The 17,050-nt window shown below is 71.7% G+C and carries 16 protein-coding genes; 10 read left to right on the top strand and 6 right to left on the bottom strand.

The genetic code is table 11. From position 1 onward, the window contains the following. Positions 1–49: 49 nt before the first annotated feature. Positions 50–1,585, bottom strand: a complete 1,536-nt coding sequence (locus tag ACFWXC_RS18435) for an amino acid permease (protein WP_384480034.1) — start codon at positions 1,583–1,585, stop codon at positions 50–52. A 204-nt stretch (positions 1,586–1,789) separates the two neighbouring features. Here ACFWXC_RS18435 and ACFWXC_RS18430 point away from each other — a divergent pair, with 204 nt between their 5' ends. From ACFWXC_RS18430 to ACFWXC_RS18420, 3 genes are all read left to right on the top strand, one after another. Then, entirely contained in the window at positions 1,790–2,422 is a 633-nt protein-coding gene (locus ACFWXC_RS18430; RefSeq protein ID WP_384479857.1) for a PadR family transcriptional regulator, read from the top strand. Positions 2,423–2,607: 185 nt separating this feature from the next. Beyond that, entirely contained in the window at positions 2,608–3,615 is a 1,008-nt protein-coding gene (locus ACFWXC_RS18425) for an ATP-binding cassette domain-containing protein (protein ID WP_384479855.1), read from the top strand. Next, positions 3,612–4,388: an ABC transporter permease gene (locus ACFWXC_RS18420; RefSeq protein ID WP_384479853.1), complete on the top strand. Its 777-nt coding sequence runs from the start codon at positions 3,612–3,614 to the stop codon at positions 4,386–4,388. Before ACFWXC_RS18425 ends, ACFWXC_RS18420 begins: the two co-directional genes overlap by 4 nt. Before the next feature lie 87 nt (positions 4,389–4,475). Here the strand turns inward: ACFWXC_RS18420 and ACFWXC_RS18415 are convergent, their stop codons facing one another. Further along, entirely contained in the window at positions 4,476–5,321 is an 846-nt protein-coding gene (locus ACFWXC_RS18415) for a siderophore-interacting protein (RefSeq protein ID WP_384479851.1), read from the bottom strand. Positions 5,322–5,436: 115 nt separating this feature from the next. After that, entirely contained in the window at positions 5,437–6,366 is a 930-nt protein-coding gene (locus ACFWXC_RS18410) for a 5'-3' exonuclease H3TH domain-containing protein (RefSeq protein ID WP_384480032.1), read from the bottom strand. A gap of 218 nt (positions 6,367–6,584) precedes the next feature. On the opposite strand from ACFWXC_RS18410, the gene ACFWXC_RS18405 reads away from it, so the two are divergent. The 5 genes from ACFWXC_RS18405 to ACFWXC_RS18385 all read left to right on the top strand — a co-directional run bounded on the left by ACFWXC_RS18405 (position 6,585) and on the right by ACFWXC_RS18385 (position 11,978). Continuing rightward, entirely contained in the window at positions 6,585–7,658 is a 1,074-nt protein-coding gene (locus tag ACFWXC_RS18405; RefSeq protein WP_384479850.1) for a glycine betaine/L-proline ABC transporter ATP-binding protein, read from the top strand. After that, positions 7,651–9,438: an ABC transporter permease/substrate binding protein gene (locus tag ACFWXC_RS18400; protein ID WP_384479848.1), complete on the top strand. Its 1,788-nt coding sequence runs from the start codon at positions 7,651–7,653 to the stop codon at positions 9,436–9,438. The genes ACFWXC_RS18405 and ACFWXC_RS18400 overlap by 8 nt, the downstream gene beginning before the upstream one ends. Before the next feature lie 128 nt (positions 9,439–9,566). Continuing rightward, positions 9,567–10,541 (top strand): hypothetical protein, encoded by a 975-nt coding sequence (locus ACFWXC_RS18395; RefSeq protein ID WP_384479846.1) that lies wholly within the window; start codon positions 9,567–9,569, stop codon positions 10,539–10,541. Positions 10,542–10,692: 151 nt separating this feature from the next. Continuing rightward, a complete protein-coding gene (locus tag ACFWXC_RS18390) occupies positions 10,693–11,262 on the top strand; it encodes a helix-turn-helix domain-containing protein (protein WP_384479844.1) in 570 nt (189 codons plus the stop codon). Further along, positions 11,262–11,978 (top strand): helical backbone metal receptor, encoded by a 717-nt coding sequence (locus ACFWXC_RS18385; protein ID WP_384479842.1) that lies wholly within the window; start codon positions 11,262–11,264, stop codon positions 11,976–11,978. The genes ACFWXC_RS18390 and ACFWXC_RS18385 overlap by 1 nt, the downstream gene beginning before the upstream one ends. Here the strand turns inward: ACFWXC_RS18385 and ACFWXC_RS18380 are convergent. Beyond that, on the bottom strand, positions 11,890–13,008 hold the full coding sequence (locus ACFWXC_RS18380) for a TDT family transporter (RefSeq protein WP_384479840.1): 1,119 nt from the start codon (positions 13,006–13,008) through the stop codon (positions 11,890–11,892). The genes ACFWXC_RS18385 and ACFWXC_RS18380 overlap by 89 nt on opposite strands. A gap of 70 nt (positions 13,009–13,078) precedes the next feature. Here ACFWXC_RS18380 and ACFWXC_RS18375 point away from each other — a divergent pair, with 70 nt between their 5' ends. Continuing rightward, positions 13,079–14,017: a LysR family transcriptional regulator gene (locus ACFWXC_RS18375; RefSeq protein ID WP_384479838.1), complete on the top strand. Its 939-nt coding sequence runs from the start codon at positions 13,079–13,081 to the stop codon at positions 14,015–14,017. A gap of 84 nt (positions 14,018–14,101) precedes the next feature. Here the strand turns inward: ACFWXC_RS18375 and ACFWXC_RS18370 are convergent, their stop codons facing one another. Further along, positions 14,102–14,788 carry a gamma-glutamyl-gamma-aminobutyrate hydrolase family protein gene (locus tag ACFWXC_RS18370; RefSeq protein ID WP_384479837.1) on the bottom strand — a complete coding sequence of 229 codons (687 nt, stop codon included), beginning with the start codon at positions 14,786–14,788 and terminating at the stop codon, positions 14,102–14,104. Between the two features lie 67 nt (positions 14,789–14,855). Further along, positions 14,856–15,590 carry a FadR/GntR family transcriptional regulator gene (locus ACFWXC_RS18365; protein WP_384479835.1) on the bottom strand — a complete coding sequence of 245 codons (735 nt, stop codon included), beginning with the start codon at positions 15,588–15,590 and terminating at the stop codon, positions 14,856–14,858. 95 nt (positions 15,591–15,685) lie between these two features. On the opposite strand from ACFWXC_RS18365, the gene ACFWXC_RS18360 reads away from it, so the two are divergent. Then, on the top strand, positions 15,686–17,044 hold the full coding sequence (locus ACFWXC_RS18360; RefSeq protein WP_384479833.1) for a glutamine synthetase family protein: 1,359 nt from the start codon (positions 15,686–15,688) through the stop codon (positions 17,042–17,044). The last annotated feature ends 6 nt before the right edge of the window (positions 17,045–17,050 follow it).

Genomic DNA, 17,050 nt, shown 5'->3' with positions numbered 1-17,050 from the left:
GCTCCGCCGCGTGGGCGCGACCAGCCCCCACGCACCCGCACCCGACCAACTACGCCACAGCCTCCGGCACAGCGACCGCCGCTCGGGACTCCGCCCGGGTGAGCCGCCAGACCGCACCCACCGCCACCGTCACCGTCAAGAACAGCACGGTGAACCACCGGAAGTACCAGTGGCCCCCACTCGGGTCGTACACCGCCTCCCGAGGCCACGCCAGATTCACGCTCATCACCAGCCCGTACAGCAGCGCGACCGCGTTGACCGGCACCCCCCACCTCCCCAGCGAGAACAACGGCGCCCCGGTCTCGTCCGTCCCCTCGACACGGAACTCCCCCCGCAGCCGCCGCACCAGCAGCGGCCCGGTGACCATCGCATACGCCAGATACAGCATCACGATGCACGTCGTCCCGATCGCCAGGAACGCGTCCGGCGACGCGAAGTTGAGCAGCAGCAGCGCACCGGCCAGCACCCCCACCACCACGGCCGGCGCCCCCGGCATGCCCGTACGGGGATTCACCCGCGCCAGCCGGCCGGCGAACGGCAGCTGCCCGTCACGCGCCATGGAGAACAGCATGCGCGAGGCCGCCGTCTGGATCGCCAGCGTCGCCACCGCGATGGCCACCACCACGTCGGCCAGCAGCACCCGCCCCACCCCGTCGCCGAGACTGCTGGTCAGGACGTAACTCAGTCCGTCCACTCCCAGTCGCCCGTCGGTCAGGCTCGGCGCGGCCAGCAGACCGCCGAGGACGACCAGCCCGCCCAGCAGCCCCGCCGCCCCCAACGCCGTGAGGATCGTGCGCGGCGCCGTCCGCCGCGGCTGGTGCGTCTCCTCGCTCATCTCGCCCGCGCTGTCGAAGCCGATCATCACGTAGGCGGCCGTGAACGAACCGACCAGCAGGGCGCCCAGCAGGCCGCCCTCGGCGGCCGTCCCGGTGTGGAACGTGATGCCGGGGGAGCGCTCGGAGTGGGTGAGCAGCAGCACGATGATCAGGACCGCGCCGATGATCTCGGCGGTCACCCCGACCCGGTTGACGACGGACATCACACGGTTGTCCATGATGTTCACGAGGGTGGTCAGGACCAGCAGGACGACACCCAGGACGGCCGCGTTGGCGGCTCCGTCGGCCGAGGTCGGTGCCGCGTCCGTGCCGATGAGCTGGAAGCCGGACCAGAGCGCGGGCAGCACCATCTGCAGGGCCAGCGCCGCCGCCGCGACCACCACGATCTGCCCGATCACCATGATCCAGCCGGCGAACCAGCCGAACGACGGGTTCGACAGGCGTGAGGACCACTGGTAGATCGCGCCCGAGATCGGATAGCGCCCGGCGAGTTCGGCGAAGCAGGCGGCCACCAGCAACTGGCCGATCAGCACGGCCGGCCAGGCCCAGAAGAAGACCGGGCCGCCGAACGCGTACCCGAAGGCGAAGAACTGGAAGACGGTCGTCAGTACGGAGATGAAGGAGAACCCGGCGGCGAACGAGGCGTACCGGCCGAGGCTGCGGTGCAGCTCCTGGCGGTAGCCGAACTCCTCCAGGGAGTGGTCGTCGGACTCCTTCAGGGAGCGGTCGTCGGTGGTCGTCACGGCGATACCTGCCTGTCAGGCGGATTTCCTGTCGGGCGACAGAAATTAGGGACGCGCTGTTTCGACGGCGTCACACCGGCATGTCCGGGGCGGGCCCAAGTCCTCACGCCCTTGCGGAACCGCTCCAGACGCGATACATCGTGTGTGTTGACGTTCGTTGTGGAGACGCGATATGTTCGCTCACGGATATTCGGAGACGAGGTGGTCGGCATGGCGGTGAAGCGGCGCAAGCTCAGCAATCCTCTGGCGCTCGTCGTGCTGACGACCCTCTGGCAGAAGCCGATGCATCCGTACGAGATCGCCCAGACCATGCGCCGTCAGGGCAAGGACACCAGCACCCGGATCAACTACGGCTCGCTCTACACGGTCATGCAGAACCTGGAGAAGCACGGCTTCGTCGAGGTGGCCGACGTGGAGCGGCAGGGCAACCGCCCGGAGCGCACGGTCTACGGCATCACCGACGCCGGGCGCGAGGAGATGATCCACTGGCTGTCCGACCTGGTGGCCGTCCCGGTGAAGGAGTACCCGATCTTCGAGACGGCGCTCTCGCTGCTGGGCGCCCTGCCGCCCGACGAGGTCGCGCGCCTGCTGGAGGAGCGGCTGAGCTCCCTGGAGGTGGAGGTCGCCGGCGGCCGGGCCGTGCTGGAGAAGCTGCACGAGACACTGCCCCGGCTGTTCGTCGTCGAGGTCGAGTACCACCTGCACATGCTGGAGGCGCAGACCGCATGGGTCCGCGGCTTCGTGCGGGAGATACGGGACGGTTCGCTGCCGGGCGTCGAGGGCTGGCGCCGGTTCCATGAGACCGGCGAGATCCCGCCGGAGTTCACGGAGGTGGACCCGTAACAGAAACAGACCCCGGCAGAGCTGTTGCAGCAGCTCCGCCGGGGTCTCGAACCCCGAGCTGAACCCGCCGTGAGGCAGATCCGGGCGATCGAGGTGCGGCACACCCAGGATAGCCCGGCACTCCTCAGGCGGATCAGTTGTCATCCCCTGTCATCTGTCATCCGCTCATTCAGGAGAGCCCTGTCATGAACACCCGTGCGCCCGCAGTGCAGGCGCGCCAGCTGATCAAGACCTACCCCGGTGACGTCACCGCGCTGAACGGCATGGACGTCACCGTCGAACCCGGCACCGTCTTCGGGCTCCTCGGGCCCAACGGCGCGGGCAAGTCCACCACGGTCAAGATCCTCACCACTCTGGCCCGCCCCGCCTCGGGCACCGCCACCGTGGCCGGCCACGACGTACTGCGCCATCCGGACCGGGTGCGCCGGGCGATCGGCGTGGTCGCCCAGAACTCCGGCGCCGACCCGGTCGCCACCGGCCGCGAGAACCTCCAACTCCAGGGCAGGCTCTACGGCCTGCGCGGGGCCGGGCTGAACCGCCGGGTCGACGAGCTGCTGGACCGCTTCACCCTCACCGAGGCCGCCGGCCGCCCGGTCAAGGGCTACTCCGGCGGAATGCGGCGCCGCCTCGACGTGGCCCTCGGCCTGGTCCACCGTCCCGAGGTGCTCTTCCTCGACGAGCCCACCACCGGCCTCGACCCCGAGGCCCGCACCGCGATGTGGGACGAGATCGGCCGGCTGGCCGGTCAGGAGGGCCTGACCATCCTGCTCACCACCCACTACCTGGAAGAGGCCGACCGGCTCGCCGAGCGGATCGCGATCGTCGACCGCGGCCGGGTCGTGGTCGAGGGCACCCCCGACTCCCTCAAGGGCGAACTGCGCGGCGACGCCGTCCATGTGGAGCTGCGCGAGGCACCCGGCGAGGCCGGCCGCACCCTGCTCACGGGCGCCCTGACCGGACTGGCCGGCGTGCACGAGGCGCTGTTCGACGGCCGCCGGATCAGCGCCCGCGCCGACGACGGGGCCGCCGCCATGCCCGCGCTGCTCGCCGCGCTGGAGCGGGCCGGGGTGACCGTGCTGGCCGCGACCGTCGCCCGTCCCTCCCTCGACGACGTCTATCTGCGCTACGCGGGCCGCCGTTACGCCGAGGCCGACACCACCGACGCGCTCGCCCTGGCCGGAGGTGCCCGATGAGCAACGCCCTGTCCCAGACCTGGTACATGACCCAGCGCCAGCTGCTGGTCTTCGCCCGCCAGCCGGCGTACGCCGTCATCACCCTGATCCAGCCGGTGATCTGGCTGTTCCTGTTCGGCAACCTCTTCAAGAAGGTCGTCGAGCTGGGCGGCTTCGGCACCACCAGCTACCTCGACTACCTGGTGCCGGGCGTGGTCGTGATGAGCGCCCTCAGCTCCAACATGTGGGCGGGCATGGGCACCCTGGAGGAGATCCAGCGCGGCACCCTGAACCGCTTCCTGACCACACCGGTCAGCCGGGCCGCGCTGATGAACGGCAACGTGGTGAACAACGGCCTGGTCACCGCCGGCCAGTCGCTGATCATCGTGCTGCTCGGCCTGCTGGGCGGCGCCGACTACCCGGGCGGGATCGGGGGGATCGCGGTCCTGGTGGTGGCCGCCGTACTGCTCGGCACCGTCTTCGGGGCACTGTCCAACGCGCTCGGCATGCTGGTGCGGGAGCGGGAGTCGATCATCGGGATCAACACCTTCCTGCTGCTGCCGCTGACCTTCCTGTCCAGCGCCTTCATGGCGCCGTCCCAGATGCCCGGCTGGATGCGGCACACAGCCGACTTCAACCCGCTCAACTGGGCGATGGTGGCCGGGCGTTCGGCCATGTCCGCGGATCCCGACTGGGGTGCGGTGCTGGGCCGCGGCGGCGCGCTGCTGGCGCTGGCGGTCGCGGCCGTGTGGCTGTCGATAGGGACGTTCCGGTCGTACCAGCGCTCGGTGTGACCGACACGGGACCGGCGGCACCCGCGGGTGCCGCCGGTCTCAACGGTGCACGGCTCGACCGCCGTGCGGTCGCGTGGCCTCGCGGTCTCAGGCGGCGGCCCTGCCGCCCTCCTGCTCCGCCTCGATACGGGCGTTCCAGTCGCGCTTGGAGGCCTGCCAGCCGTCCTCGTTGTGGCCGAGGCGCCAGTAGCCGGAGATCGACAGGTCCTCGCGCGGCATCTGGCGCTCGACGCGCAGCAGCGCCCGCAGGTCCTTCACGAAGCTCGCCTCGCCGTGGACGAAGGCGTGTGCCCGGCCCTCCGGGAACTCCATCCCCCGTACGGCCGCGACCAGGGCCTCGCCCACGGGCCGGGCGCCCCGGTGCAGCCAGACCACCTCCACATCGGAGTCGATCTTCTGCTCCTCCTCGGGGCCGGAGATCTCGATGAAGGCGAAGGCCTTCGCCCCGGCGGGCAGGGACTCCAGGGAGCGGGCGATCGCGGGCAGCGCGCTCTCGTCGCCGGCGAGCAGATGCCAGTCGGCCTCCGCGGCCGGGGCGTAGGCGCCGCCGGGACCCATGAAACGCACGGTCTCGCCGGGCTGGACACGGCACGCCCAGGGTCCGGCCAGGCCCTCGTCGCCGTGCACGACGAAGTCCAGGCTCAGCTCGCGGTGTTCGGCGTCCCAGGAACGCACCGTGTAGGTCCGGGTCACCGGCCAGTGCTCGCGTGGGAACTCGGCGCGGATCCGCTCCACGTCGAAGGGCTCCGGATAGGTGACGCCTTCCGGCCCGAAAAGAAGTTTCACGTAATGATCGGTGCAGGTGTCCGCGGCGAAGCCGGCCAGTCCGCCGCCGCCGAGAACGACGCGCTGCATATGCGGGGTCAGCCGTTCGGTGCGCACCACCTGGGCGGAATGGGGCTTACGCGGCTTACGTCCCGGGCGCTCTGCCATGACCGACCTCCCTGCTCCACTGGTTAGGTTTACCTAAGTTAGCATCTCCTTCGTAGTTAACACCTCTTCCATGAACACTTGATGAGCGGGTTTTGCCAGAACAATTCTCTGACACTCACCCGCCGAGTGTCAGCAGCAGCCGGTGCAGCGAGCCGCCCAGCCCCCAGCGAGCCGACAACGCGTCCAGCCGGGCGGGATCGCGCGGGGCCTTCGGCAGGACGGTGTCGACGTCCGGCAGCGGCACGTCCCCGGCGACCCGGACCACCGTCGGCGCCACGGCCACATAGGGCCGGGCCTCGTCCAGCCGCTTGCGCTGCGACGGTGTGAGCCTGGCCTTCGGGTCGTCGACGGCGGCCATGATCCCGGCCAGATCGCCGAACTCGGCGAGCAGCTTGGCGGCCGTCTTCTCGCCGATGCCCGGCACCCCCGGCAGGCCGTCGCTCGGGTCGCCGCGCAGCAGCGCCAGATCCGCGTACCCGGCGCCGTCCACCCCGTACTTCTCGCGCAGCCACGCCTCGTCCGTCATCTGCAGCGTGCCGACCCCCTTGAGCGGGTACAGCACCCGCACCCCGCGCCCGTCGTCCACCAGCTGGTAGAGGTCACGGTCGCCGGTGACGATGTCGACCGGGCCGTCGGCGCGTGCGGTGAACGTGCCGATCACGTCGTCCGCCTCGTAGCCCGCGACACCGACCCGGGCGATGCCGAGCGCGTCCAGCACCTCCTCGATGACCGGCACCTGCGGGGAGAGGGTGTCCGGCACCTCCTCCTGGTCCGGTCCCGTCGCGCGCTCCTCGGCGACCCGGTGGGCCTTGTAGGAGGGGATGAGGTCGACCCGCCACTGCGGCCGCCAGTCGGCGTCCATGCAGGCCACCAGCCGGTCCGGACGGTGGTCCTTGACCAGCCGGTCGATGAAGTCCAGCAGCCCGCGCACGGCGTTCACCGGCGTGCCGTCCGGAGCCTTCACGGAGTCCGGGACGCCGAAGTAGGCGCGGAAGTACAGCGAGGCGGTGTCGAGAAGCATCAGTCGTGCGGTCACGCCTCGCATCATGCCGTACGGCACCGACAGCGACGGGGCGCTCCGCGGCCGTACGGCACGGACGGTCACGGGGTCCCCGTGCCGGGGTACGGCTTGTGGAGACCTCGTGACCTGGCCCACTGCTGCGTTTGACCTGCGTGGACCCGGGCAGGCGCGGCTTCTGTCCCATGTCCCCGAGGCGCCGGGGCCTGCGTTTCCAAGGCTTGGTGCCCCCGAGAGAGGTTCGCGTGTCACCCAGGCTAGAGACCGAGCACCTGTACAAAGTCTTCGGCAGACGACCGGATACCGCCGTGGAACGGCTCCGCCACGGAGCCGGCCGGGAGGAGCTGCGGGCCGACGGCGCCACCGCCGCCGTGATCGACGCCTCCTTCCGGGTCGACCCCGGCGAGATCTTCGTCGTGATGGGCCTGTCCGGCTCCGGCAAGTCCACCCTGCTGCGCATGCTCAACGGCCTGCTGGAACCGACCGCGGGACAGGTCCGCTTCGACGGCCAGGACCTCACCGCGCTCACCGACCGCGAACTGCGCGAACTGCGCTCGAAGAAGATCAGCATGGTCTTCCAGCACTTCGCGCTCTTCCCGCACCGCAGCGTCCGCGACAACGCCGCCTACGGCCTGGCCGTGCAGGGCGTGCCCCGCGCCGAGCGCGCTCGCCGCGCCGACGAGGCGCTCGCCCTGTGCGGACTGGCCGGCTGGGAGGACTCCTGGCCCGACGAGCTGTCCGGCGGCATGCAGCAGCGCGTCGGCCTGGCCCGCGCCCTGGCCACCGACGCCGATCTGCTCCTCATGGACGAGTCGTTCAGCGCCCTGGACCCGCTGATCCGCCGCGACATGCAGGACCAGCTGCTGGAACTGCAGAAGACGCTGAAGAAGACGATCGTCTTCATCACCCACGACCTCAACGAGGCCATGCGCCTGGGCGACCGCATCGCCGTGATGCGCGACGGGCGCATCGTCCAGACCGGCACCGCCGAGGACATCCTGCTGCGCCCCGCCGACGACTACGTCGCCTCCTTCACCCAGGACGTCGACCGCTCCAGGGTGCTGACCGCCGCCGCCGTCATGGACACCGACGTGACCGGCGACGAGGCGAACTGCGGCTGCGCCACCGCGACCCCGGACACCCCGTTCACCGAACTGTGCGCGCTCAGCGCCCGGTTGGCCCACCCGGTCGCCGTCCTGGACCGGGACAACGCTGTCGTGGGCGTCGTACCGCGAGCGCGTCTGGTCGGGTTCCTCGCGGAGGACATGGGCGAACCCGTCGTCTGCGACGGCGGAGAGAAGGTGACCGCCCGTGCCTAGGCTGCATCTCGGCGACTGGGTCGACTCCGGTGTGAACTGGCTGGTCGCGCACATGTCCTGGCTCTTCGACGCGATCCGCGCGGTCGTCGAGGGCATGTACGACGGCATCGATGGCGTCCTCACCGCCCCCGCACCCCTGCTGCTGGCAGGCATCTTCGCGGTCCTGGCCTGGTGGCTGCGCGGACTGACCGCGGGCGTCCTGGCCTTCGCCGGCTTCGCCCTGGTGGACTCCCTCGACCTGTGGGACCGCGCGATGTCCACCCTGGCGCTGGTCCTGGTCGCCACGGTGATCGCGCTGGTCATCTCGGTGCCGCTGGGCATCTGGGCGGCCCGCTCCCGGGCGGTCAGCGCCACCGTACGACCGGTCCTGGACCTGCTGCAGACCATGCCGTCGATGGTCCTGCTCATCCCGGCGATCCTCTTCTTCGGCCTGGGCACCGCCGCCGGCGTGATCGCCACCCTGATCTTCGCGCTCGCCCCCGGCGTCCGCATGACCGAGCTGGGCATCCGCCAGGTGGACGCCGAACTGGTCGAGGCCGCCGAGGCGTTCGGCACCACACCCCGCGACACCCTGCTGCGGGTCCAGCTGCCGCTCGCGCTGCCGACCATCATGGCCGGCGTCAACCAGGTGATCATGCTGGGCCTGTCGATGGTCGTCATCGCCGGCATGGTCGGCACCGGCGGCCTCGGCGGCGCCGTCAACGAGGCCATCGGCCAGCTCGACATCGGCTTCGGCTTCGAGGCGGGCGTCGGCATCGTCGTCCTCGCCATCTACCTCGACCGCATGACCAGCGCGCTCGGCACCCAGCTGTCCCCGCTGGGCCGCCGCGCCGCCGCCAAGGTCCGCCCCACCCCCTGGACCTACCGCCCCCGCCCGGCGGTCGCCGTCGTCGGTGTGGTCGTCCTCGCCCTGGTCGCGAGCGGTCTGGGCATCTTCGGCTCCTCGTCCGACAGCACCCGGGCCTCCGCCACGAACATCGGCCAGGGCAAGGAGATCAAGATCGGCTACATCCCCTGGGACGAGGGCATCGCCTCCACCTTCCTGTGGAAGGAACTCCTGGAGGAGCGCGGATACAAGGTCACCACCAGCCAGTACGCGGCCGGCCCCCTCTACACCGGCCTCGCCACCGGCCAGCTGGACTTCGAGACCGACTCCTGGCTGCCCACCACGCACGCCGAGTACTGGAAGAAGTACGGCAAGCAGCTCGACGACCTCGGCTCGTGGTACGGCCCCACCTCCCTGGAGCTGACCGTCCCCTCCTACGTGAAGGACGTGAACTCCCTGGCCGACCTGAAGAACCACGCCTCGGAGTTCGGCGGGAAGGTCGTCGGCATCGAGCCCAGCGCCGGCATGATGGGCCTGCTCAAGTCCAAGGTCCTCAAGGCGTACGGCCTCGACGGCAGCTACCAGGTCGTCGACGGCTCCACGCCCGCCATGCTCGCCGAGCTCAAGCGGGCCTACGCCAAGCAGCAGCCGATCCTGGTCACCCTGTGGTCCCCGCACTGGGCCTACAGCGACTACCACCTCAAGAAGCTGAAGGACCCCCAGGGCGCCTGGGGTTCCGGTGACGGCGTGCACACCCTGTCCCGCAAGGGATTCGCCGGGGACAACCCCGAGATCGGCAAGTGGCTCAAGGACTTCTCGATGACGGAGCAACAGCTCACCGGCCTGGAGGCCGGGATCCAGAAGGCCGGCCAGGGCAAGGAACAGGACGCGGTGCGGGCCTGGCTGAAGCGCAACCCGGGACTCGTCGACCAGTGGGCGCCGATCCCTAAGTGAGCGAGAGGGAGGGGGCCGTTCCAAGCCGCACCGTCCGTGTGGCGAAGCCCACCTCCTTCGGGCTGCTTCGGGCGGGGCCGGGGACCGTACTCTGACGCCCCGGTCCCGCCCGTTCCTGTGAGCAGCCCGTGATCCGCCGGCTTCTGCCTCTCCTGCTGTTGCTGACGGCCGCCGTGGCCGTGCCGCAGCTCTCCGAGGCGAACCCGGACCCGGCGTCGGTCGCCACCGCCCGGTTCGAGGCGCTCGCCGGGGACGTGACACGGGCGGACGGCGCGGTCTTCGACGCCCGGGACGACACCGGCCGGACCATGGACACCGCCGACATCACCCCGATACCCGGGGCGTACGGCGGCTACCTCGCCGTCTACCACACCACCCTCGCCGACGGCCGCTTCCACACGGCCGTCGCCACCTCCACCGACCTGCGCACCTGGACCCGCCGCCACGACTTCGGGCCGGGCACCAGCCAGCCCTCCCTGCACGCCGACGGCACCGGCGGATGGGTCCTCGCCTACGAAAAGGATCCGGCCAACCACATAGCGCTACGGCACTACCCAAGCCTCACCACGCTGCTGACCGGAACGGCCGACCGCGCGTTCGACGCGCCGCGCACCCTGTCCCGCTGTGCCGAGGGCACTCCGGACATCACCGCGGTCCACGGCGACACCGTGGAACTGACCGGCCACTACCGCGCAGACTGTGCCACCGACCGCCAACTCCGGGCCACGCTAAGGGACTTCACCGTCTGGCGGGCCCGCCCGGATCAGCGTCTCGACCTGGCTCTCCTGGCCTGGGGCACCGCCGGGAACATCGGGGACCGCTCACGCATTGAACTGGTGGGGCGCTCCCTCGTCCTGATCGAGGGCCAGCGCCTGCGCGACGACTTCGGCAGCTGGTCGGTCTACGCCTACGACCCCGCTTCCGGGCGGGCCGACCGGCTCGGCCTGCGCACCCCCGGCGGCAGCCGCGCCTTCGCCAATCCGTCGGCCACGCTGCTCACCGACCCCGACGGCCGTCCGGCCCTCCTGGTCAGCGTCTTCGTCCCGAAGGAGGGGTCCGCGCCCGGCGAGTCCGGCGAGCTCGTCTACTGGCGCGAACTGTGAGGGTCGCGCTCACCCGACGTGACGGGGATGTGACGCCCGCCTGAAACGGTTTGCCGAACATGCGTAGGGTGCAGAGAACCCAACAGAGGGGCCCGGCCGAAGCGGGGCACCCGGAAGACAGGAACGACGAGCGAAGGAGGGAGCCGGAGCGATGGGCGACCACAAAGACCAGCAGCCCGTGCGGGTGGGCGCGGCAGTCCGGCGGCGCCGCCGCGCGCTGGAGCTCACCCTCGCCGCCGTGGCCGAACGCAGCGGCCTGTCGGTGCCCTTCCTGAGCCAGATCGAGAACGACAGGGCCCGGCCCAGCCGCACCTCCCTGGAGAAGCTCGCCGACGCCCTGCGCACCACGGCCGTCGAACTCCTCGCCGCCGCCGACCCGGCGTGCAGCGTGGACGTCGTACGCGCCGACGCCACCGAGCCGGACTTCGCCCGCAAGGTGCGCTCCCTGGTGCGCGGCCACCATCAACTGCACGCCTCGGAGTTCACCGGCGACCACGACGCCGGCCGCGAATTCCAGCACCGCAACGACGAGTTGATGTACGTCGCCGACGGCGCGGTGGAGATCGAGGCCGAGGGCCGCGCCTACCGCCTCGGCCGCGGCGACACCCTCTACCTCACCGGCGGGGTCCGGCACCGCTGGCGGGCGACGGTCCCGGACACCAGGGTGATCGTGGTCGCGGTGGCGGAACACATCGAGGCGGTCCAGGACCGCCCCCGCTGATGCGCGTGGTCTCCCTGGTCCCCTCGCTCACCGAGGCGGTCGCGGAAACGCTCCCCGAAGTCCTCGTCGGTGCCACCGACTGGTGCACCCATCCGGCCGACCTCGACGTCACCCGTGTCGGCGGTACCAAGAACCCCGGGCTCGACCGGATCCTTGCCCTCGCCCCCGACCTGGTGATCGCTAACGAGGAGGAGAACCGCGCTCCCGACCTCGACGCCCTGCGGACGGCCGGCGTGGAGGTGCTGGTCACGGAGGTACGGGAGGTACCGCAGGCCTTCGGGGAGCTGGCCCGAGTGCTGACCGCGTGCGGGGCGCGTACCCGCCCGCGCTGGCTGGACGAGGCCGAGGAGGCCTGGTCGGCGCCGGTGCCCGAGCCTCGCAGGACCGCGGTCGTCCCGATCTGGCGGCGGCCGTGGATGATCCTCGGCAGGGACACCTTCGCGGGGGACGTCCTCAAGCGGCTCGGGATCGAGAATCTGTACGCCGCCCACCCCGAGCGTTACCCCCGCGTCCCGGTCGGGGAACTGAACGACGCGCGGCCCGACCTGGTCGTCCTCCCGGACGAGCCCTACCGCTTCACCGCGGGCGACGGCCCGGAGGCCTTCCCCGGCCTGCCCTGCGCGCTGGTCAGCGGACGGCACCTGACGTGGTACGGCCCGTCACTGACCGAGGCGCCACGGCTGCTGGACGGGGCCCTGCGAGCAGTTCGCCGCTGAGCAGCCCGCGTACGGTGCCGGCGGCGGCCGCGAGCCAGCCGGCGACGAGGAGGGCGTACAGACCCACCGCCAGCCAGTCGTACACCGCGAGCCCGGTGTGCCGGCCCAGCGCGGCGGCGCCCGTGACGCACGTCCCCACCGGGAAGGTGAAGGCCCACCACGTCATGGTGAACCGCATCCCATGCCGCCGCGCCCGCACCACATGCGCGACCGCCAGCGCCAGCCACAGCAGCGCGAACCCCATGATCGGAACGCCGTAGAGCACGGCGAGGAGGCCGAAACCGGCGGCGTACGGGGCCGGTACCACCCCGGGGGCGACGTCCGCGAAGGCACCGACCGCCGTGGTGGACTGCCCGAGCGGGCCCAGCACCAGGAAGATCGTGGGGGTGAGCGCGAGGGGCAGCGGACCGCCGGTGACCAGCCGGGCGAAGACGAGCGTCAGCATCAGCAGCGTGGCCAGCAGGCTCAGCCCGAAGAGCGCGAAGCAGCCGTAGAGCAGGGTCTCGCGCGGCTGCCCGGGCGGCAGATACGGGACCAGCCGCGGTCCGAGCGCGGCCGACACCATGGGCGCGACCAGTGGCAGCAGCCACACCGGGGTGGCCTGAGCGGGCTGGACCCGGTGCCGTACGGCCAGCAGGTACGGCACGGCGACGGCGGCCGCGAGCCCCACGGCCGTACCGGCGACGAACAGCACGGCGTCCAGGGCCACGGCCGCGGGCTCGCCGATCCAGTCCCGCCCGAGGGTGAGGGCACCGCCGCCGACCGCGAGCAGGGCCATGGCGAGGCAGCCGTAGAAGGGAGCCACGGCGGGGTCGCGAAGGTGGGCGCGGGCCTGGTCGGAATGGTGGGTCCAGTGCAGGGCCCGCGCCACGAGCAGGACCACGAGTTGCAGCAGGGACAGTGCCCAGACAGCGACGAACACCTCGTGCAGGCCGTCGACGCCGAGCGCGGCGCCGCCGAGGGCGAGGGCTGCGGTGCCCATGACGGAGGCGTACCAGTTGGGGCCGAGATTCCGGACTGCGGTGACCATGAACCCACCGTCCCTCCGACGCGGGGCCGCGACCAGGGAGTCCGTGTCTATGGGGGCATAAGCTGGTCTTATGAGCAAGACGGGCGAGACGGGTGAGACGGGGGACCGGGCGGCAGGCGGCGCGCTGGCGCACCGCGTGCCGGATCTCGGTGCGCTGGAGCTGCTCCTGGCGGTGGCGCGGCTGGGCAGCCTCGGGGCGGCGGCCCGGGAGGTCGGCATCACCCAGCCGGCGGCCAGCAGCCGGATCCGCTCGATGGAACGGCAGCTGGGGGTGGCCCTCGTCGACCGCTCACCGCGCGGCTCGCGGCTCACCGACGCGGGGGCGCTGGTGACCGACTGGGCGCGGCGGGTGGTGGAGGCGGCGGAGGCCTTCGACGCGGGAGCGCAGGCGCTGCGGGACCGACGGGACTCGCGCCTGCGGGTCGCGGCGAGCATGACCATCGCCGAGTACCTCCTCCCCGGCTGGCTGCTCGCGCTGCGCGCGCAGCGCCCCGACACGGCGGTGTCCCTGCTCGCGGGCAACTCGGCGGCGGTGGCCGAACGGCTGCTCGCGGACGAGGCGGACCTGGGCTTCGTGGAGGGGCTGACCGTTCCGCAGGGCCTGGACTCGACGGTGATAGCCCACGACCGCCTGATCGTGGTGACGGCCCCCGCGCACCCGTGGGCCCGCCGCCGGCGCCCGCTGGCGGCCGAGGAGCTGGCGACGACCCCCCTGATCCTGCGCGAACGCGGCTCCGGCACCCGCCAGGTCCTCGACGCGGCGCTGGGCGGTCTGGCCCGCCCGCTGATCGAGCTGTCGTCGACGACGGCGGTGAAGGCGTCGGCGGTCAGCGGCGCGGGCCCGGCCGTCCTGAGCGAACTGGCGGTGGGCGAGGAACTGGCGATGCGGCGGCTGGTGAGCATCCCGGTGGAGGGCATCGCGCTACGGCGCGACCTGCGAGCGGTCTGGCCGACGGGCCACCGCCCGACCGGCCCGGCCCGCGAACTGCTTTCCCTGACCCGGGGGTGAGGGACCTCCGCGCACCCACCACCCGACTCGGTTAGGTGAAGAGGAGCGGGTCTGGAAACACGGGCGACGCGGCGCCGGCCCGGGTCAGGTCGCGGCGGTGATCAGTGCCCGCATCACGCGCAGGTCCTCGCCCATCTCCGGATGCCACTGCACGCCGAGGACCCAGCCGCGCTCGGCGGGGAGCTCGATCGCCTCGATCGTTCCGTCGGCGGCGTGGGCCGAGGCCAGCAGGCCGTCGCCGAGACGGTCCACCGCCTGGTGGTGGAAGGTGGGGACGGCCGTCTCCTCCGGGACGGTGTCGGCGTACCGCGTGCCGGGAACGGGCTTCACCTCGTGGCTGCCGAAGACGCCCGGCGCCTCCGCGTGGCCGTCTATGTGCTGGACGAGGGTGCCGCCGAGGGCGACGTTCAGGAGCTGCATGCCCCGGCAGATCCCGAGCAGCGGGGTGCCCGCCGTCAGTGCCGCGTCGATCAGGGACAGCTCCCAGGCGTCCCGGGCGCGGGCGGGGCGGCCGGTGCGGGGGCCGGGTTCGGCGCCGTAGCGGACCGGCTCCACGTCCGGGCCGCCCGCGATCACCAGGCCGTCCAGGCGGGCCACCGTCGCCGCCGCGTGCCCCGGGTCGTCCGGTGGCAGCAGCGCGGCCAGGCCGCCCGCCCGCTGGACCAGCCGTGGGTAGCCGGCCGGCAGCAGGGCCGCCTCCAGCTCCCAGACGCCCCAGCGCGTCCCGGCCTCCAGATATGTGCTCACGCCGATCAGCGGCCGTCCGGCCATGGCCCCTCCCTCAAAGGTGTGCTTCCAAAGGTGTGCGTCCACACCTTTATGGCACGGCGACCGGCCGTTACGCCAGAAAGCCCCGGAGCAGAGCGGCCGTCCCCGCGCAGTGCTCCCGCATCATCTCCCGGGCGCCGTCCGCGTCCCCGTCCAGGACCGCCTCCACCAGGGCGATGTGCTGGCGCTGCGAGTGCTCCAGGTTGCGGACCAGGAGCGGGATGCAGTCGAGCAGGTCGTTGACGGTCGCCCGTACGGCCGCGTACTGGGCGGTCAGGGACGGCGAGCCGCACAGTTCGGCGATCGTGAGGTGGAGCAGGGTGTCCAGGCGGCGGTAGTCCGTGAGCGGTGCCTCGTGGGTGCGGGCCAGGGCGTCGCGCAGACGGTCCGCCTGGTCGTCCGACAGCCCGTGTGCCGCGCACAGCCCGGCCGCGCCCACCTCGAGGACCTCGCGGAAGCGCAGCACGTCCTCGATGTCGACCTCGGCGATCCGGCGCCGCAGCTCGTCCTCGCCGCCCGCGTCGGTGCGCGGCAGCACGAACGTGCCGCCGTACCGCCCGCGCCGGGACTCCACCAGACCCTGGTCCTGGAGCACCTTCAGTACCTCGCGCAGCGTCACCCGGCTTATCCCCAGCCGCTCCGCCAGCTCCCGCTCGGCGGGCAGCCGCTCGCCGCCCGGGACCAGGCCCAGCCGGACGACCTGGAGGATCTGCTCCAGCGCCTCCTCGAAGCCGTTGCCCGCCCGTACCGGTCGCAGCACCGGCGTCAACGGGTCGTCGAGGGCGCCGTCCGCATCCAGCGACATATGGCCGTACCCCCTTCCCAAGCAATGGTTCTCAGCAATACCTTAGAGCTCCCGGCCCGGCCGCAGCAGCGCGATGAAGCCCAAGGAGTCCTCCCGTGGCAGACCGCACACCCCCGCTCAGCGTCGAGGAACTGCACACCCTCGTCGCGAGCGGTGAGATCGACACTGTCGTCCTGGCCTTCCCCGACATGCAAGGGCGCCTGCAGGGAAAGCGGTTCGCCGCCCGCTTCTTCCTCGACGAGGTCCTGCGCCACGGCACCGAGGGCTGCAACTACCTGCTCGCCGTCGACACCGAGATGAACACGGTCGAGGGCTACGCCATGTCCTCCTGGGACCGCGGCTACGGCGACTTCGCCATGCACCCCGACCTCGCCACCCTCCGCCGGGTGCCCTGGAACGCGGGCACCGCCATGCTCATCGCCGACCTCGCCTGGAACGACGGTTCCCCGGTCGTCGCCGCGCCCCGGCAGATCCTCCGCCGCCAGCTGGAGCGCCTCGCCGAACTCGGCTACACCGCACAGGTCGGTACGGAGCTGGAGTTCATCGTGTTCAAGGACACGTACGAGGCCGCCTGGGACGCCAACTACCGCGGGCTGACCCCGGCCAACCAGTACAACATCGACTACTCGGTGCTGGGGACCGGACGGATCGAGCCGCTGCTGCGCCGGATCCGCAACGAGATGGCCGCCGCCGGCCTCACCGTCGAGTCCGCCAAGGGCGAGTGCAACCCGGGCCAGCACGAGATCGCGTTCCGCTACGACGAGGCCCTGGTCACCTGCGACCAGCACGCCGTCTACAAGACCGGCGCCAAGGAGATCGCCGCCCAGGAGGGCGTCTCCCTCACCTTCATGGCCAAGTACAACGAGCGGGAGGGCAACTCCTGCCACATCCACCTGTCGTTGACGGACGCGGACGGCGCAGGCGTCTTCGCCGCCCAGGACGGCATGTCCGAGGTCATGCGGCACTTCCTCGCCGGACAGCTCGCCGCCCTCCGTGACTTCTCGCTCCTCTACGCGCCCAACATCAACAGCTACAAGCGGTTCCAGCCGGGCTCCTTCGCCCCGACCGCGGTCGCCTGGGGCCACGACAACCGCACCTGCTCGCTGAGAGTCGTCGGCCACGGCCGCTCACTGCGCTTCGAGAACCGGCTGCCCGGCGGCGACGTCAACCCGCACCTCGCCGTCGCCGGACTGGTCGCGGCCGGGCTGTACGGCATCGAGCAGAAGCTCGAACTCCCCGAACCCTGCCCCGGCAACGCCTACACCGCCGACTTCGCGCACGTCCCGACCACGCTCCGGGAGGCCGCCGAGCTCTGGGAGAACAGCCCCATCGCCCGGGCCGCCTTCGGCGACGAGGTCGTCGCGCACTACCGCAACATGGCCCGCGTCGAGCTGGCCGCCTTCGACGCCGCGGTGACCGACTGGGAGCTGCGCCGCTCCTTCGAACGCATGTGAGGCACC

Source organism: Streptomyces sp. NPDC058683 (assembly GCF_042716195.1).
GTDB lineage: Bacteria > Actinomycetota > Actinomycetes > Streptomycetales > Streptomycetaceae > Streptomyces.
Note: the sequence above shows the minus strand (reverse complement) of the source record. Positions and strands in the feature narration are given on the sequence as shown.